This is a genomic window from Pelosinus sp. IPA-1, from assembly GCF_030269905.1.
Taxonomy (GTDB): Bacteria; Bacillota; Negativicutes; order DSM-13327; family DSM-13327; genus Pelosinus.
This window is the reverse complement of record NZ_BSVC01000003.1, coordinates 391,965-409,120: the sequence shown is the minus strand read 5'-3', so window position 1 is coordinate 409,120 and position 17,156 is coordinate 391,965. Positions and strand designations below refer to the sequence as shown.

Annotated in this window: 16 protein-coding genes; 1 reads left to right on the top strand and 15 read right to left on the bottom strand. The window is 38.4% G+C overall.

The annotated features are described in order from the left end of the window. Positions 1 to 50 precede the first annotated feature (50 nt). From QSJ81_RS08630 to QSJ81_RS08570, 13 genes are all read right to left on the bottom strand, one after another. The gene (locus QSJ81_RS08630) at positions 51 to 668 is read right to left on the bottom strand and encodes a hypothetical protein (protein WP_285717008.1); all 618 of its coding nucleotides are present in this window, start codon (positions 666 to 668) and stop codon (positions 51 to 53) included. Between the two features lie 250 nt (positions 669 to 918). Then, complete coding sequence (locus QSJ81_RS08625; RefSeq protein ID WP_285717007.1) at positions 919 to 2,070, bottom strand: alpha/beta hydrolase family protein; 1,152 nt, start codon at positions 2,068 to 2,070, stop codon at positions 919 to 921. 465 nt (positions 2,071 to 2,535) lie between these two features. After that, on the bottom strand, positions 2,536 to 2,904 hold the full coding sequence (locus QSJ81_RS08620) for a hypothetical protein (RefSeq protein WP_285717006.1): 369 nt from the start codon (positions 2,902 to 2,904) through the stop codon (positions 2,536 to 2,538). A 40-nt stretch (positions 2,905 to 2,944) separates the two neighbouring features. Next, on the bottom strand, positions 2,945 to 4,087 hold the full coding sequence (locus QSJ81_RS08615; protein WP_285717005.1) for an alpha/beta hydrolase family protein: 1,143 nt from the start codon (positions 4,085 to 4,087) through the stop codon (positions 2,945 to 2,947). Between the two features lie 164 nt (positions 4,088 to 4,251). Beyond that, positions 4,252 to 4,548: a hypothetical protein gene (locus tag QSJ81_RS08610; protein WP_285717004.1), complete on the bottom strand. Its 297-nt coding sequence runs from the start codon at positions 4,546 to 4,548 to the stop codon at positions 4,252 to 4,254. 149 nt (positions 4,549 to 4,697) lie between these two features. Continuing rightward, positions 4,698 to 7,052, bottom strand: coding sequence for an ABC transporter permease/M1 family aminopeptidase (locus QSJ81_RS08605; protein ID WP_285717003.1), 2,355 nt, complete (start codon positions 7,050 to 7,052; stop codon positions 4,698 to 4,700). 7 nt (positions 7,053 to 7,059) lie between these two features. Further along, positions 7,060 to 7,809: an ABC transporter ATP-binding protein gene (locus QSJ81_RS08600; RefSeq protein WP_285717002.1), complete on the bottom strand. Its 750-nt coding sequence runs from the start codon at positions 7,807 to 7,809 to the stop codon at positions 7,060 to 7,062. Between the two features lie 16 nt (positions 7,810 to 7,825). Then, positions 7,826 to 8,698, bottom strand: a complete 873-nt coding sequence (locus QSJ81_RS08595; protein WP_285717001.1) for an ATP-binding cassette domain-containing protein — start codon at positions 8,696 to 8,698, stop codon at positions 7,826 to 7,828. 15 nt (positions 8,699 to 8,713) lie between these two features. Beyond that, positions 8,714 to 9,595 (bottom strand): hypothetical protein, encoded by an 882-nt coding sequence (locus QSJ81_RS08590; protein ID WP_285717000.1) that lies wholly within the window; start codon positions 9,593 to 9,595, stop codon positions 8,714 to 8,716. Next, the gene (locus QSJ81_RS08585) at positions 9,588 to 10,151 is read right to left on the bottom strand and encodes an RNA polymerase sigma factor (RefSeq protein WP_285716999.1); all 564 of its coding nucleotides are present in this window, start codon (positions 10,149 to 10,151) and stop codon (positions 9,588 to 9,590) included. The genes QSJ81_RS08590 and QSJ81_RS08585 overlap by 8 nt, the downstream gene beginning before the upstream one ends. Positions 10,152 to 10,658: 507 nt before the next feature. Next, a complete protein-coding gene (gene mmdA, locus QSJ81_RS08580) occupies positions 10,659 to 12,188 on the bottom strand; it encodes a methylmalonyl-CoA decarboxylase subunit alpha (RefSeq protein ID WP_285716998.1) in 1,530 nt (509 codons plus the stop codon). Positions 12,189 to 12,500: 312 nt separating this feature from the next. Next, on the bottom strand, positions 12,501 to 13,265 hold the full coding sequence (locus QSJ81_RS08575; RefSeq protein ID WP_285716997.1) for a TSUP family transporter: 765 nt from the start codon (positions 13,263 to 13,265) through the stop codon (positions 12,501 to 12,503). 48 nt (positions 13,266 to 13,313) lie between these two features. Beyond that, complete coding sequence (locus QSJ81_RS08570) at positions 13,314 to 13,487, bottom strand: hypothetical protein (RefSeq protein WP_285716996.1); 174 nt, start codon at positions 13,485 to 13,487, stop codon at positions 13,314 to 13,316. Positions 13,488 to 13,694: 207 nt separating this feature from the next. Here QSJ81_RS08570 and QSJ81_RS08565 point away from each other — a divergent pair, with 207 nt between their 5' ends. Then, positions 13,695 to 14,597, top strand: coding sequence for a LysR family transcriptional regulator (locus QSJ81_RS08565; RefSeq protein ID WP_285716995.1), 903 nt, complete (start codon positions 13,695 to 13,697; stop codon positions 14,595 to 14,597). A 133-nt stretch (positions 14,598 to 14,730) separates the two neighbouring features. Here QSJ81_RS08565 and QSJ81_RS08560 read toward each other — a convergent pair whose 3' ends face one another. Both QSJ81_RS08560 and QSJ81_RS08555 read right to left on the bottom strand, forming a co-directional pair. Then, positions 14,731 to 14,973, bottom strand: coding sequence for a hypothetical protein (locus tag QSJ81_RS08560; RefSeq protein ID WP_285716994.1), 243 nt, complete (start codon positions 14,971 to 14,973; stop codon positions 14,731 to 14,733). Between the two features lie 14 nt (positions 14,974 to 14,987). Continuing rightward, entirely contained in the window at positions 14,988 to 17,105 is a 2,118-nt protein-coding gene (locus QSJ81_RS08555) for an amino acid permease (RefSeq protein WP_285716993.1), read from the bottom strand. Positions 17,106 to 17,156 lie beyond the last annotated feature (51 nt).

Below are 17,156 nucleotides of genomic sequence, written 5' to 3'. Positions count from 1 at the left end.
ACGTAAAATAACAGCTTTTATTATGTATATCAAGATATAGAAACTAGCGGCTATATTTTATATCCAACTGACCAATTAATTCCTTTGGCTGTAAAATCTCTATTTACGGATGCTCCTGTATTTTTTGCCTTTATGTTCCGGTATCCTACATCAAAATAAATATTTTTAGTAATATCATAAGTTATACCTAGATTGTAATCAGAATACTTCGAGGCAAATACATAACTTGCATATGCACTCATATTGTCACTGAGTCTTTGACCGACAGAAGCTCCCGCATATAAACTGTTTTTCCTATCATCGACACCTTTAACAGCGACATTTCTGTTTAGATTCCCTACCAAAAAAGAGATATTATCAGTCATTTTATATTGAACTCCTATTTTATTAAACCGATAAGAAGTATCTCCCACACCCGTAATATTTTTTGTACCAGAATTCATAATATCTGCAGTAAATGCCAGATTATCACTTAATACATAAGATCCGTAAAATTCTTTTGCCTTATTTTTTTCTTTGCCTTTTCCAGCAAATTCGCCATTATAATTACATTGCGAAAAACCAATACTCCCACTACCATTGTTAAACTCGGTTACTGGCGGTTCCGCAAACACACTTGCAGTAAAAGATAAAGTAGCTACTAATGTCAATACAGATATTTTTTTCATTTTCATGCCCTCCATAAGCTCGTATATAGTATAGATAGATGGTAATGAATTCAAAACGGTTTCCTATCCTCCCTACCTTCTATTTTGCAGTAACTAGTGCTAACAATTCCACCAAAGCCATCCATCCTCTACTTATACGATCTACATAAGCTAATCGTTCACATATTTTATAGTTTTGTAATAGAACTATATATATCATCAAATAAGTCCAGTAACAGCAATCTTTTTTATTATTTTAGGATTGGCAGCATCACATCGCACTTTTTTCCAATATGCTTTTTTCAACCTTAACCTCCCCATATTTGCTAGCTATCCTATCCATCTCATTCGGATTAGCATGTTTAAGCTTAGCATCAAAGAAGGTTCGCACACAATCTCGAGTAATCTGAATCGCCCGAGTCGGATCAATGGGATCAGGAGTTCCCGATAATGAATATCCCAACATAGATTGCCCTATCAGCATGTAATCACTAAAGCTCATATGATCGGTTCCTTTCACCTCCATCTGATAACTACCTTGAAAACGGTTCCCCCAGATCGTTTCCATGGTGATATCCTCCTGGTGATGTAACTCAGACCAGACCATCAGCATCGGTTTAAAAACAACTTTTTTATAACCTTCTCCCCGAAGTGAACCGTCAAAGTTTGCAACCGCGTCCACCAGTAGGCTTTGGCTACCGGCCAGAACCGCCGCTACACCACCAAAAGAATGTCCAAAACAGCCAACACGCCCGAAGTCGATTCGTCCGCCCAACGGCAATTGTTTATTACTGTCAAGTAGCATCAACTGCTTGACTACAAACTTTAAATCATCTACTACTTCCTGATTATATTTCTCTTTAACGCTTTCATCTTGAATATCTGGCGTCACACGAAAATGTCCGTTTGGGAAAGACGTGATCAACGCGCTATTGGGGGAGTTCACCCCAATTACGATATATCCGTGAGAAGCAAGCTCCTCCAAAACACTTTGATATATAAAGTAACTCGTTCGCCATCCTGGCGAGAAGATTAGCACTGGAAACCGCTCACAGTCAGTCACCATTTTCGCGCCAACCACTGCATGAGTCTTAATTAGGAACCGGAATATTTCATCTAATTCCGGAATACTCGTCCCCTTTAGTATGTACTTGGCAGTAGGCTCATCTAGGTATATGCTTTTAGGTCCACCCACTCCCCGATTCGCCGGATACCATATCTGTGTCATAAATTCCCTATATTTAGAAGAACCCCCATCAGCATAAGCTCCAGAACGTCCCGAATCAACCATCGGTAAAACTACTGTACCTACTCCATAAGGTCCTGTCATAGCAGGCAAGGCACACCCACCCCACTGCGCCAGCCCAACACTGCGATTATCTAACGTCCCAAAAACAGAATCAAATATAAAACCCACATTCATCAAAAAATCTACCTTTCCTATATCTTTTGCTCTCTAAAATTAGTTACGTTTTTCTTCAAGCTTAACTTCCTGATATTCCCTGCCTATCCTATTCATCTGGTTCGAATCGGCATGTTTAAGATTCACGTCAAAGAAGCTTCGCACAGAGTCCCTACTAATTTGAATCGCACGAGTCGGATCAGTGGAATTAGGATTATCATCTACTTCCGATAGCCCTATTGATTTCACTACCAGCATATAATCCCAGTCACGGCAGGCAATTCAACCCCAGCCTACTGTGCCAGTCCAACTCTGGTATTTTCTAAAGTTAAGAAGAAAATAATAACTATAAACGCTTCAAAAAATTCACCCTTCCTGTAGTTTTACTCCCCAAACTAATTACGAAAGTCAGAAGGGTTACCCTTAGGTAACCCTTTTAAAAAAGTCTCACATCACAAATTTCTTTTAAATTTTTACTGAAATAAATTATTTTTTTACTTTTTCTAGCAATTTATCATAAAGAATCATGTTATCCTTATCAATATTTTCCCATTCTTGATTTATATTCTCTTCTTTAACCAGATTATTGTTACTATCATATGTTCTTTGCTTTACAGCTTTCATTTGCTTAGTCTTAGTGTTAAATAAATAATTAAATACATAGGACTTCTTATTCATATTTAATTTTAGCCAACTATCAATAATAGTGCCATCATATGTTACGCTTTCTTGATCAAGGTAAGCACTTACATCGCCTTTAGAATACAATAAAACAAAATTAGGGGCAGCCATGGCACTGCTTATCGATAAAATCATTAAAACCGCTATCAACATAATACTCTTCTTACATTTCATGTTTATTCCGCCTTTGTAAAATATTACAGATCAAATTTTACTATCTGCCTGCATGCTTTTCTTCAATCTTTACTTCCTGATATTCCCTGCTTATCTTATCCATCTGATTCGAATTGGCATGTTTAAGATTTGTATCAAAGAAAGTTCGCACCAAGTCGCGACTAATCTGAATCCCCCGTAATGGATCAATAGGATTCGGGTTAGTCGCCAACGATTGTCCCATTGCCTTGGTTATCAACATTAAATCACTAAAACTCATATGATCCATTCCTTTAACCCAAACTTGATAACTTCGCTTAGGCAGATTTGCCCATATTGTTTGCATTGTGACGTCTTCTCGGTCAGAACAGACCATCATCATCGGCTTAGAAATAGCTTTTTTATAATCTTCTCCCCAAAGAGAACCATCCAAATTGACAACTGCACCCAACCATAAGCTTTCAATGCCAGCCTCAACAGCCGCTGCACCACCATAAGAGTGACCAAGAGCCCCCACACGCCCGAAGTCGATTCTTCCAGCCAGTGGCAAGCTAGGATTACTATCAATCAATGGCAACCGCTTGACTACAAACCGTAGATCATCTGTTATTTCTTGAAAATGGTTGGATAGGTACTCCTCCTCTTCTTTTTCATTGATAGTCGGCATCACATGATAATGCCCATCTGGAAACACGGTGATGCCTGCACTATTAGGAGAGTTAACTCCCACCACAATGTATCCATGGGAAGCAAGATCTTCCAAAATACTTTGATATACAGAGTAGTTCATCCCCCACCCTGGTGAGAAAATTAACACTGGAAATCGTTCATTACCAGCAGCGGCTTGTGCACCAATTACCCCATAGGTCTTAATCTGAAAGCGGATGTTTTTATCCACTCCTGGAATACTGACTCCTTTTAGCATATACTCGGCAGTAGCCTCATCCATATATGTACTCTTGGGCCCATCTACACCTTTATTTGCTGGATACCAGATCTGGGTCATAAATTCCCGATGCTTAGAAGAAGTTCCATCGGCATACACGCCAGGTCGACCCGAATCAACCATAGGTAGAACCACTGTGCCTACTCCATAAGGTCCAGTCACAGCAGGTAACTCAACTCCGGCCCACTCTGCCAATCCAACACTGCTATTTCCTAACGCTAGAAATAAAACCATTACCATCAACCATAAACGCTTCAAAAAAATCACCTACTTCCTAAACTTTTGCTCTCCCATAATAATTACGAGAATAAATTTGCTTTGGTTCAATTAACCTATTTTTTTATAAACAAACAAGACATACTGCAACCAAAATTGTTTCACACCCTCATAATACTCTTTGCTTAATCTGAATCCGGATGTTTTTATCCACTCCTGGAATGCAGTAGCTTCATCCATATATGTACTCTTGGACTCACTACACCTCTGTTTGCTGGATACCATATCTGGGTCATAAATGCCCAGTGCTTAGAAAAACTTCCATCGGCATACACGCTAGGTAGCCCCGAATCAACCATAGGTAGAACCACTGTGCCTACTGCATAAGATCCAGTCACAGCAAGCAATTCTACTCCAGCCCACTGTGTAATTCCAATACTGCTATTTCCTAAAGCTAAAAGGAGAACAGTAATTATTAGCCATAAACGCTTCAAAAAAATCACCTACTCCCCCAATTTTTGCTTTCCCATAATAAGTACGAGAGTAAATTATCTTTGGTTCAAAGTAACGTTTATATAAAAAAACAAGGCACAAAAAGTGCCTTGTTTTTTTATATACATCTATTTATTATTTATCTCAATCAACACTTTCATCAACGAACCCTAAGCTTAAATGACCTTGCTTCTTCCACAGAAGATAATTTTAGGAACTTCATAGTTTCCGCCTTTTGCCTTGGCTCTGTCATAATCCTATTGACTTGCTGAGTGGAATAGCCTTTTTGTAAAAGTTCTTGTCCAAAATCATCCATAATGTGAAGCATATCAAGCCACTCAAGCTCTCTGTCGTATGTGCTAACAGATTCTGCATGGACCTTTTGCATAAAGGATTTTACACCTTCATCACCGATCTCTGATTGCCTAATATCATCAAGGATTAAAAAAACCTCTTTTACAACCAGGTTGTCACCCCCGGCATGGCTTCTATCCCTATCCGCGCCCGCGCCGGACACCAAGTTAGGCACTGGCTTATACTGCAACCAAAATTGTTTCACACCCTCATAATACTCTTTGCCTAGTATATTCTCTTTATATAAGGTATGCATATAGGAAAGCATCCCGGCACTTATATTGCCTGGGTCGCTTGTATCAAATGCTGGCCACCAAAGACTTAAAATAGCTTCTTCAAAATATAGCATTTGTAATTTCTTTTCACTCGTATCTTCGTTTGGCAATGATTTAAAAAAATATTCCGAGATCAAAATAGCATTTTTCAAGCCTAGTCTTTTGCGTTCAGCAGTTTCACCCATCCAGCTATTCAGTAAGAATTGAGGCACCTCAACTACATTCAAATATTGCTTGTTAGCCCGTGGTATCAGTTTTTCATAAAATGTTGTCCTATCGTTGACTAGTGTAATGATCGTATTTGCGTTCTCTTCATGCAGTTTTGCACAATAAGTTGTCATATCTCCACTCTGGGCAGCTATTTTTACATAAGGAGCAGCTATCAAGAAAACGTCCTGGGCAGACGAACTGAAAAAAGCAAACTTCCTACCAGTTCCCTCTGTAAGATATGTACCTTCTCTTAGGGGTAATCCTGTAACAACTTCCATGTCCCGATCTATTTCAACAGTTATCGAAAAGGCAGCAGGCAGGTGGGAGACATTGCGCGCCGACAATATCTGGGTGGCCTCATTACTCCATTTGCTCTGATAGTCAACAATGTTGTATACCGGGTTTTTACCTAAAACAGGATACCATGCATGACCAGACCGTAACAAGGTCATCGCCGGTGAAACAAAATTAATGAATCCCCGCGGCTCGGCATCATAGTCCGTAAACCACTCCCATACTTTGCCCGAATAATCCAGATCAATTTCCATAGTGTCGCTGGTAGCAAGGGGCGCACTTAGTTTCACCGCAATAAAGTCACCTTTTCTTTCCCAAACAAGTTCTTTGCCACTACCATCTGTTACATGCTGAACAGTATAATAATTTTTTAAGGTCAAAGGTATCTCTTGTATTTGGCTGTTACTTGTATTTCTAAAAACCAGCTTTACATCACAATCCACAGTGTTCAAGACTGTTTTTAATTTAATATCCATTACATAGCTAACAGGTTGTAGCATATTTGACCTATCTGCTGCTTGTTCGGCATCAGCCACCGCATTGTTAAAAGACTCTTGATAACTTTGATCGCGCCCTTTATACTCCAGGACGAATAGAATAGAGCCAGATAAAAATACAGCAAAGGCAGTTGTTACTAGCAGTATGTATGATAATCGCAATTTCCTCAAAGAACGCCGCTTACTGTAAAAATAATAACTGACTAAAAACAACATTGAGGAAAGCCCCAGTTGCTGACACAACATCATTGGTATAAATCCATTCTTAGGAAAGCGCTCTGTAAGCTGTGAAGGAAATTCTGTAGCTGCCAGATTATCAGCCAAATTTATCGGTGGTAACCAATATGGCAATAAGGTATTATGATCACCATCAAGAATGTTAATCAATATTAGATAAAAAGCGGTTATCAAGGTGGCTAAAAAAATACTCGAACGACAGATAGTCTCTATAAACAAAGTGATGCATATTGAATTGATACTGATCAAAAAATAGTTCAACCAATAGTTCCATAGCAGGTCAAAAAAGGGCATCGGCGTAGGAAAAACGAACAGTACCATAGTCGTTACGACTAAAAACATCTGCATACCCAGCAGACCTAAAAGCAAAAAACTGCCCACTGCTCTCCCTAGCAGCAACTCCCAATCCTTACAAGGAAGTGTATTAACAATCTCTGCCGCGCCACTGCGCCAATCCCTGGCAATCATACCGATATTCCAAAAGACAAAAAACATATAGAAAAATACTGTGGCTCTAAGCGCAAACGATTGATCCTCATATAAAGAATAAAGTAAAAGACAATTGACTAAAACTACAAGTACCCAATAGCCAACACCCTTTATGCCTAATCTCATTTCTTGCAAGGCAATCGCCATTATATTATTCATATTCCTCTTACCTCGCCGATTCCATCAATGCCATATAACCGTCTTTTGCACTGGCAGTATCTTTTATCTGCCAACTCATTCCTGTGGCCAACTTAACAAGTTCATCCGGCTTTCCTTGGAACACCAAACTTCCTTGACGTAATACAGCAAGCTCCGAACAACAAGCTTCAATGTCAGCAAGGATATGGGTAGAATAAACAATGGTTATCTTACGTCCCAGTTCACTGATTATATTGCGGATCTTGTTGCGCTCGACAGGGTCAAGTCCTGCTGTAGGTTCATCCATGATCAAAAGCTGAGGTTTGCCCAATAAAGCTTGCGCAAATCCCAGCCTCTGTTTCATGCCAAAGGAATATGTGGAAATCCTTTTATTCCTAACCTCTGCAAGATTAACTAGCTCAATAACCTCATTCACCTGTGTTTTTCTTGCTTGTTTATTTGTTATCCCTTTTAATACTGCAAAATACTCGAGCATCTCAAAACCGGTCAACCTAGAGTAAAAACCAAATTCTTGGGGTAAATACCCCAATTGATTACGAATTACGGCTTTCTCTGAACATAGATCTAAACCATTAACAGTTACCTTACCACCCGTAGGCTCAATCATCGTCGCCAGAATCTTTAACAAGGTACTTTTCCCCGCACCATTTTCCCCTAAGAGACCGAATACACCTGTGCCTATACTGCAAGTAATATCGTCCAGTGCCATACAATTGTTGTTATATCTTTTACTAAGATTATTAATCTCTATCATCATAAATACCATTTCTTTCTCATTCTGAATCACCCTGGGATACTAGATAGATATACGCATCCTCCAAGGTGGGCTCCACAGAACACACTCCCGTAATCTCCGGCCTAACATCGCTAATGATCCTTACTTCATACAAACCGTTCTCAGCCCGTAAATTACTGATTATAAATTGGTTTTTTTTATCATTCCACTCGCCCTCAGACAGAATAGCTCGCCAGACAAAACCCCTGGCAGTGTCCATCATTACAGGGATTGGACCTTTAAATCGTAGTTTTGCCTTATGTAACAGCATGATACTATCTGCCAAAGCAGTTAATTCTGAAATGATATGGGTGCTTAATAGGACAATACGTTTAGAGGATAATTGCGAAAATAATTTACAAAAATAATGCCGTTCTTCCGGATCAAGACCTGATAATGGCTCATCCATCAAGAGAAGATCCGGATCATTTAATAATGCCTGAGCGATCCCAATCTTCTGACGCATCCCTTTTGTCCAGTCACCCAAGGCTTTGTTATGAAAAGAAGTAATTTTTGCAATGTCCATTACCTCTTCAACCTTTTGTGTAGCAATAGAAGCGGGAATCCCCTTTAATTCTGCAAAATACCTTAAAAATTTTTGTGCGGTCATTTCAGGATAAACCCCAAATTTCTGAGGCAAGTATCCCATATGGGCTTTAAACCTGACACTAGCATTAGTGAGAAAAATTCCATTAAGGGATACTTGACCAGTTGTTGGCGCAATTATTCCCGCAAGGATGCGCAATAAAGTTGTTTTACCCGCCCCATTAGGTCCAGTCAACAGATGCAGTCCCTTAGGTAAAGAAAGGGAAATATCATTTATCACACAATTCTTTTTAAAACACTTTGCAATGGACGATAATTCTAACATATTCCTCTCTCTCTTTTATCCCTCTTGGGAATAATCCATATTTTCAATACGCAAATAACGTATATGCATTGCAATAAGCAGGAGACCTATCACTAAAAATATCATTGGCATCCGCTGTATCAAACCGTTTCCAACTAGACTGATTTGTATCAAACCTTTTCCAACATCACTTTGTGCTAAAATAATTTGCGTTACCCATATGACAAATGCCAAACCACAACCATACATAACACCCAAACGCAAAGAAACAGCCAACGCAACACCTAAGAAAAACACCATGGGTGCTAACCATGCAAGGATAGTCTGCCATAATAGTATTTTTTCATTTGTCAGCATATCAGAAACGGAAATCATACCCGTAGCAATCATACAAACAATGATGGTATATCCCAAGGTTACAATAATTCTTGCACTAGCCAATTGGGCTGGTGTATAAGGACAAGACGCTTCCAGTTCATTTGTGCCATGAAACTCTGCCCTATGTTCATAAAAAAGTGTCAACAAGCCTAAAATCGGCGCTCCATTTGTTAAAAAAATCAACGAATTTTTATCACCATTTGTTAAAAAAATGCCTGCAAATATGATCAAACTAGTCATCGCCATAAACCGCCAACTCAGAATATCTAACTGGGGTTTCACCAGACGTAGGACAGAAAGTAGACTGCCATCACTAGCAGGTCGTTCTACCGCTACTCTATTAACAGGTTTAAGAATTGGAACATCATCACTACTATCATTTTCCTGCAAAACTGCTTTGAGGTTATAGAGCAAGCTGCTGGTCATCGCAGCAGTAGGCTCAGGAACGGTATATTCGGATAGTTTATTTAAAACAACAACCATTTCTTCATCATTCCCATCCTTATCAATTTCGTTAAGAATTTCTTGATATTTATCCAAGTTCCTCGCCCCCCTCTTTAAGCAGTTTTTTAAGATTATGTAAGCCATTAGATAATCTTGATTTAACTGTGCCTACAGGAATATTCAATACTAAAGCTATTTCTTCCATCTTTAATTCTTCATAAAAACGAAGGACAACTACTTCACGGTGAATGTCTCCCAATTGATTGAGAACTTCCATAATCGCTTCCCGTTCATCCTGTTTCTGTAAAAATTCTTCCGGCGTATCCTCATAATCCCTAATATTATCACACATCTCAAAACCAGGAATCGTTTTTTGCACATATGCGCTTTTCAAATAGTCCTTACATGTGTTTGACGCAATTGTATAAATCCACGTTTTGAAAAGAAACTCTGGATTGTACTGTTTTATATTCCGGCATATTTTGATAAATACCTCTTGAGTAATATCGTTAGCACTATGATAATTTTTACTCATTCGATAGATATATGAAAATAGCTTAGAATGGTAGCGAGAAACAATAGTCTCCAAAGCGGCCTCGTTTCCCTGCTGCAATTGCCTTGCAAGTTCTTCATCAGAAATAATTACTGCCACCTCACTTGAAACCGTTAAATATAACTAAACATCCCCTCTAAGCCATCCCTGATATTGCCTTATGGATATTATTCCTTATTTAAATTCATGTTGAATATAAAACTCAAAGGAACAGTTCTTTTGAGTCACTCCTATCTCCTTATCTCATGTACGCAATACATAAATTAGAAGTTTTTCTTTGAAAAACAATACCATATTTCTATTCTATTTACCATTAAAATACAAAACTCCTGCAAGGCTGGGCTGCTTTGCAGAAGTTTGTCGTATATATTGGTTTGATCATCTCTTTTTATTCGGCAGAAAACGCTGATCTTATAGCTAATATTATCTTCTAGGCCATATATTAACTTGTCTGTCCCAATCCGTCTTTGCTAACACAGAAATACAATATATTCCTACTCAGATTTAGTTTGCAGATGACGATAAATTAATGGTGAATTATTATTTATCGTTAACGACTATCCTCTCCCACTTCACTACCAAATCCTTTATTTTTTCTTGTCTCTCTTATAAAGGCATATTACCATGTTTTTTGGCCGGTCTGGTTTCAGTTTTTGTTTCGAGCATTTTAAGGGCCTCAATAATACGTGCTCTCGTTTCTTTAGGTTCAATAATCATATCTACAAAACCTCGTTCTGCCGCCTTATAAGGAGTAGCGAACTCTTCTACATATTTCTGAGTTTTTTCCACTACTTCTGCATCACCGCGAAAAATAATATTCGCTGCTCCTGCGGGTCCCATAACAGCAATTTCTGCTGTTGGCCATGCAAAAACCATATCAGCACCTAAGTGCCTTGAGCACATACCAATATATGCCCCACCATAAGATTTACGAGTGATTACAGTGACTTTTGGTACTGTAGCTTCTGAATAAGCATACAATACTTTGGCGCCATGGCGAATAATACCACCATATTCTTGGCTAGTACCTGGCAAGAAACCAGGAACATCTACTAAATTAACTAGGGGAATATTAAAAGCATCGCAGAAACGGATAAATCGAGCGCATTTATCCGATGTGTTAATATCCATACATCCAGCCATTACCTTAGGCTGGCTCGCAATAATCCCTACACTTTTGCCATCTAGACGAGCAAAGCAAGTGATGATATTCTGGGCAAAAAAAGGTTGAGCTTCGTAAAATTCCCCATTATCCACAATCATTTTTATAATGTTTTTCATATCATAAGGGATACTAGGATCATCTGCAATAGACGAATTTAAGGCTTCTTCCATGCGATTTGCTTTATCCTCAGTCTCATATCTAGGCGGAGCTTCCAAATTATTGCTTGGTAAAAAGCTTAATAAATAACGAATCTGTTCCAGACACTCTTCATCATTGGCTGTTACAAAATGAGCAACCCCTGATATCTCATTATGAGTCATGGCTCCTCCTAAGGTTTCAGCCGACACCTCTTCACCTGTCACAGTTTTAATAACTTGTGGTCCTGTAATAAACATTTGACTCGTTTTATCTACCATATAAATAAAATCAGTTAATGCTGGAGAATAAACGGCACCGCCCGCACAAGGTCCCATAATAACAGAGATCTGTGGAATAACACCTGAGGCCATGGTGTTATTAAAAAAGATATCCCCATATCCTGCCAGCGCATCAATTCCTTCTTGGATCCGCGCTCCACCAGAATCATTAATGCCAATAATAGGTGCTCCCATCTTCAATGCCATTTCCTGCACTTTTACAATTTTAGCAGCATGCATTTCCCCTAAGGAACCTCCGACTACCGTAAAATCTTGGGCAAAAACATACACGAGCCGTCCATTGACCGTACCATAGCCAGTTACTACCCCTTCACCAGGGCTTTCTTGTTTTTCCATACCAAAATTGATACAACGGTGTTTTACAAACTGATCAAATTCAATAAAAGTATTCGGATCAAGAAGTCTTTCGATACGTTCACGGGCAGTCATCTTACCACTAGCATGCTGTTTTTCAATACGCTTTGCACCACCGCCCAATTTAATTGTCTCTTGCCGTCTCTTTAAATCCTCAATTTTCTCTGAAACTGTTTTCATCTATATTCCCTCCAAATTTACACTAGATTATATATCCAGATACTATTACCTGGTACTAATTTTAAAATCATGTTCATTATATCAAACCTTGCTTTCTTTATCAAGGTTGCGTACAGCAGAATACAAAATACTAGTGCCTCCGAAAAAGTAGACATACAAAAATGAATAAGTCCCTGTTGGATTTACGGCTGCCAAAACAGATAGTACAGACTGAGAGGTCAGCGAATTTTATCCGCTGACCTCTCAGTCTATAGAAGGAGCCGACGGTTCGCCTGCTTCCATGCCTAAACTATTAGATTTATAGCAACCATATCAATGTAAAATATCTAATAATTGCTTACCTATTAATAACGTTGTCACCAAGATAAATAGTGGTTTAACATAAGTAGCACCTTTGGCAATAGCAAACCTTGAACCTGCGATAGCACCAAAAATCATTGCAATGCCCATACTAAAACCATAAATATAATTGACTGAACTGCCTAGTATAAATATTGCAACCGCCCCCAGGTTGCTCGCTAAATTGAGCGCTTTGGCATTTCCCGCAGCTACCACAAAATCAAAACCAAGGGTCAAAAATACAAAAATTAAAAATGTTCCTTCTCCTGGGCCGAAAAAGCCGTCATAAAAGCCCAAAATAAAAGCAGCACAACCTGCTAAGACACCTGCTCTTTTATTAATACCTTCGTAAGTAGACTCATCTCCCCAATCCTTCTTTAAAAACGTATAAATCGCTACCAAAATTAGCATGACTACCACTAGTGGCTTTAAAAATTCGGAGGGAATCAGTTTCACCGTGTATGCTCCCAATATGGATCCAATTAGAGACAACGGAAAAAGATATTTAACTAATCCAAGATCCATCTTCCCTGAGCGTAAGAATGATATGCTACTCGTACTGGAACAACATATCGAAGCTAATTTGTTAGTCCCCAATACAACGCTAGGAGGTAATCCTGTCATCAACAATGCCGGCATAGAGATTAAACCTCCGCCGCCAACAACAGAGTCTATAAAAGCAGCAACAAAACCTACTCCCAATAAAAAACTAAGCATTTCTAAACTAATATGATCCACAACTATTGTCCTCCCATTTTACCAATCGCAAATACTTCCATTTTTTCATCAACCATGTCTTCTATGTCTTATCTTATAGCGTAACCAACATTCACAGTCTGTCCATATGGCAACAACCACAAAACCACCGATAAAAAGTCGTCCCCAATTAAGCCCACTGTAAAATTGATCAATGCATAGAAACAGTACAGCAACACTACATACAAAACTGCAAGCTCGCACCCTTCGTACCTCCTTTGTTTGTCAGTAGAATAATAAGCCATGCTGATTTAATCAGTGTCATTGCAAATCTTCTTTTATTCTCTGTCTATTATTTATTCTAATTGCTCTTGAGTTAATTATAGACAGTACTTATACTTAAAGTAAAACAAATGAAATACATTAATAATATGCATTTTTTTAATATTTAGGTATGAGGAGTAATCAATAATGAATATTGATGATATTCAAGCATTCTTAGCAGTTGTCTCTAATCAGAGTTTAACAAAGGCTGCTGAAATTCTTCATTTATCCCAATCTGCGGTGAGTCACCGCCTCAAAAATCTTGAACAAGAACTTGATCTAGTTCTTATTCAACGACGCAAAGGATTAAAAACCATTACACTTACTCCTGCAGGTGAAGATTTCATTCTAATTGCCGAAAAATGGGCTCATTTATTGTTAGAAACCCAATCATTAAAATCACGTACTAGTCTGTCTTTATCAATTGGAGCTGTTGATAGTGTAAACACTTATTTATTGCCGAATATTTATGAGCAAATAATCCACCAACATCCAACCATGCGACTAAACATTTATACTCAAAATTCCACTGATCTTTATGCCTTAGTTGAACAACGAGCAATTGATATTGCTTTTGTCTTACACGAGAGGATCATAAACAATATTGAAGTTTCTCCATTCTTTGCAGAGCCTATGGTCCTGATTCGCTTAGCCTCACCAGAGAACACTTCTATTCCAAGTATTCATCCACAGCAATTAAATCCACGTGATGAATTGTACCATAACTGGTTTCCATCCTATCAACTCTGGCATAACAAATGGTGGAATCCTCTTCAGTCGACGCATATTCAAGTCAGTAACGGCCCAATGGTTTTGCCCCTACTACGAACACCTGGACAGTGGGCAATTGTTCCCTTGTCAATCGCGCAAGCCACAACAGCAACCAACAAATATACCGTTCAAAAATTACTTGATCCTCCGCCTGATCGAATATGTTATAAGGTTACCCATAAATTTGTTAAATCCAGCACGGAAAAAGCACTGAACATTTTTGAGACCTTTGCTTCAGAGCTCCTCGCACAAATTAATTACTTAACAAAATATAAATAAAAATCCTGCTAGTCTTACGATTAAGCTAGCAGGATTTCGTGCTGTTTTGCTCTGATATCATTGTCACAAATAACGGAAGTCATACTTTCAGTATGGCTTCCCCAAAAACTCGCATCATCTTCTTAGATAATAATTAACTACCCCTCAGATTTTCAATTGCGTAGTCCATTTGTCTTCTAAATTCTTCATCCGTCAAATCTTCACTAAAAACCCTTAATACTTCATCTTTTATGTCATCATAAAGCTTCATAGTTTCCATTTCGCAATATAAAATATATTTAAATGCATCTGCAGCCCCTTCAAGGTCACTCGCCTTAATGTTACTAAGCTTTTTAGATACACGTTTCAACTGTTCACAAACATTTGTAGACTTCATGATAGTATCTCCTTTTAGTTAATACTTACACTGTCACTAAACCACTTCTGATATAGTACATCTAGTTCACCACTTTTCTTCATCTCAGCTAAGACCTTATTGAATTTTTCACCCATCACTTTATGCTTATTTGAAAATGCAATGGCATATTCTTCTTGGTTTATTCCTTGAATAATTACTGGCTGGGTAATCATTTTTTGCGCTAAAAAATGTTTTAAAATTAACTTATCAAAAACAATTACATCTACCCATCCTTGATTAAATGCTTTGATCATATCGACATTAGAATGAAAAATCTGCACTTTTGCATTACCTGTATTGCGAATAAATGTTTCACCCGTCGAACCACTTGGTACACCCACTACCTTACCAGTTAAATCTTTTGTATTTAAAGCTGCTTCCCCCTGTTTTACCAACAAGGCTAAACCACCTTTTTCAATATATGGATTCGTAAAATTGACATTTTTTTGTCGCTCCGGCGTTACTGATAAAGAACATACTGCTGCATCAACATATTCATTACTTACTGCATCAAAAATAGAATCCAATGAAATAGCACGATAACTAATTTTAAAACCGGATTTTTCCGCTACGATATTCATCAACTCAATATCAAAGCCGGTAAGTTTACCTGTCTGATCCTCATAAGCAAATGGTGCAAATGCGGGCACAATACCGATATGAACTTCTTCACGATGATCAAATACACGCACTGATAACATCAACAATCCGATTACAAACAAGGAAGATAAACCAACTACATATTTTGTTTTCAGCTTTGGCAGCAAACTCGTACCTTTTTCGCTTCTATTCAAATAATAGTATAACGGCAGCCCAGATAGAGTAAGACCAATAGAGATAATTCCATTGAGGAATTGGCTACTCAACATCCCATAAATTACATATACGGCACCGCTGATTGCGATAAGAGGCACAACTGGATATAAAGGCACTTTATATGTGCGTGGTACATGTTTATGAGTCTTTCGAGCAATAAAAACGCCAAAGAAAGCCAGTAAATAAAATAGCCAAATAGAAAACATGGCAATATCAGAAAGCTTATCTGCGTCCAATAAGCGACAATATATAAAAGAGCTTACTACTAACATCAACATAGCATTCACTGGTGCATTGCTGTCTTTATCAATCTTGCTCAAAATAGAAGCGCCGAAAATCTGGCCCCGTTTCCCCATAATATAGATATTACGGGATAATGTCATAATATATCCATTAAGACCACCCAAAATAGAAATCATAATTCCGACGGCAATTAGATTCCCCCCCACCAAACCGAACATCCTTTGCGCTGCTATGGAAGATGCATCATGGCCAAGAGCAACCATTTCACTTACAGGAAACATCTTGAACATTGCAATATTAATACTTATATAAACGATGATTAGAAACGATACCCCTCCGATAATGGCCTTGGGCAATATCTTACTAGGATTCTTGATTTCACCAGCTACAGATGCAACCTGAGCCCAACCATCATAGGCAAATAAAGTAGCAAGAACGGCAACTGAAAAAGGAGCGGTTGTCGTGATTGCTCCACCGCTGGCTCCGAATAAAGCTACCTGTCCATTCCCCTTGAAAATGCCAAAAAGGGTTAATAAAATAATCGGAATCAGTTTACAAAAAGTTGCCATTGTTTGTAAATATCCGGCCTCTTTTACACCAATAGAGTTCACGAAAGTAATAAAAGCTAAGGCTGTCGCTCCTGCGACGCCGCGATAAGAATCTGGAATATCAAACAACAAGCAAAATACAGAACTAAAATACCCAGTAAGGGCTCCAACTAACGCCGGTCCAAAAATTACGCTAAGCATCCAACCATATAGGAATGACACTCTAGGACCATATAGTTCTTCCAAATAAACAAAAATACCGCCTGTACGTGGAAACAAGACACCTAATTCACACAGGGTCAAGCCACCAGTAATGGAAAATAGACCACCGATAGCCCATGCAGCCAGTGCCAAATTAAAATCTCCTGCTGCAGCTAATACTGCTGGCGGTTTCATAAATGCACCAGCACCTAATACCATACCAACTACCAAGGATAATGCTGAAATCAGTCCAAGATCAGCTCGTAACTCTTTTTCTTGCGACTCATTGTTTGATTGATTCATAGAAGCTCCTTTTTTCACTAATATTTGTATATTTTAGATGTTTACTATACA

What these genes read in the sequence shown, in the direction of transcription:
- QSJ81_RS08565 (WP_285716995.1), top strand. Translation starts at nt 13,695, where the DNA reads ATGAATATTGATGATATTCAAGCATTCTTAGCAGTTGTCTCTAATCAG.
- QSJ81_RS08605 (WP_285717003.1), bottom strand. Translation starts at nt 7,052, where the DNA reads ATGAATAATATAATGGCGATTGCCTTGCAAGAAATGAGATTAGGCATA.
- mmdA (WP_285716998.1), bottom strand. Translation starts at nt 12,188, where the DNA reads ATGAAAACAGTTTCAGAGAAAATTGAGGATTTAAAGAGACGGCAAGAG.
- QSJ81_RS08620 (WP_285717006.1), bottom strand. Translation starts at nt 2,904, where the DNA reads ATGAAATGTAAGAAGAGTATTATGTTGATAGCGGTTTTAATGATTTTA.
- QSJ81_RS08625 (WP_285717007.1), bottom strand. Translation starts at nt 2,070, where the DNA reads ATGAATGTGGGTTTTATATTTGATTCTGTTTTTGGGACGTTAGATAAT.
- QSJ81_RS08595 (WP_285717001.1), bottom strand. Translation starts at nt 8,698, where the DNA reads ATGTTAGAATTATCGTCCATTGCAAAGTGTTTTAAAAAGAATTGTGTG.
- QSJ81_RS08555 (WP_285716993.1), bottom strand. Translation starts at nt 17,105, where the DNA reads ATGAATCAATCAAACAATGAGTCGCAAGAAAAAGAGTTACGAGCTGAT.
- QSJ81_RS08630 (WP_285717008.1), bottom strand. Translation starts at nt 668, where the DNA reads ATGAAAAAAATATCTGTATTGACATTAGTAGCTACTTTATCTTTTACT.
- QSJ81_RS08560 (WP_285716994.1), bottom strand. Translation starts at nt 14,973, where the DNA reads ATGAAGTCTACAAATGTTTGTGAACAGTTGAAACGTGTATCTAAAAAG.
- QSJ81_RS08600 (WP_285717002.1), bottom strand. Translation starts at nt 7,809, where the DNA reads ATGATGATAGAGATTAATAATCTTAGTAAAAGATATAACAACAATTGT.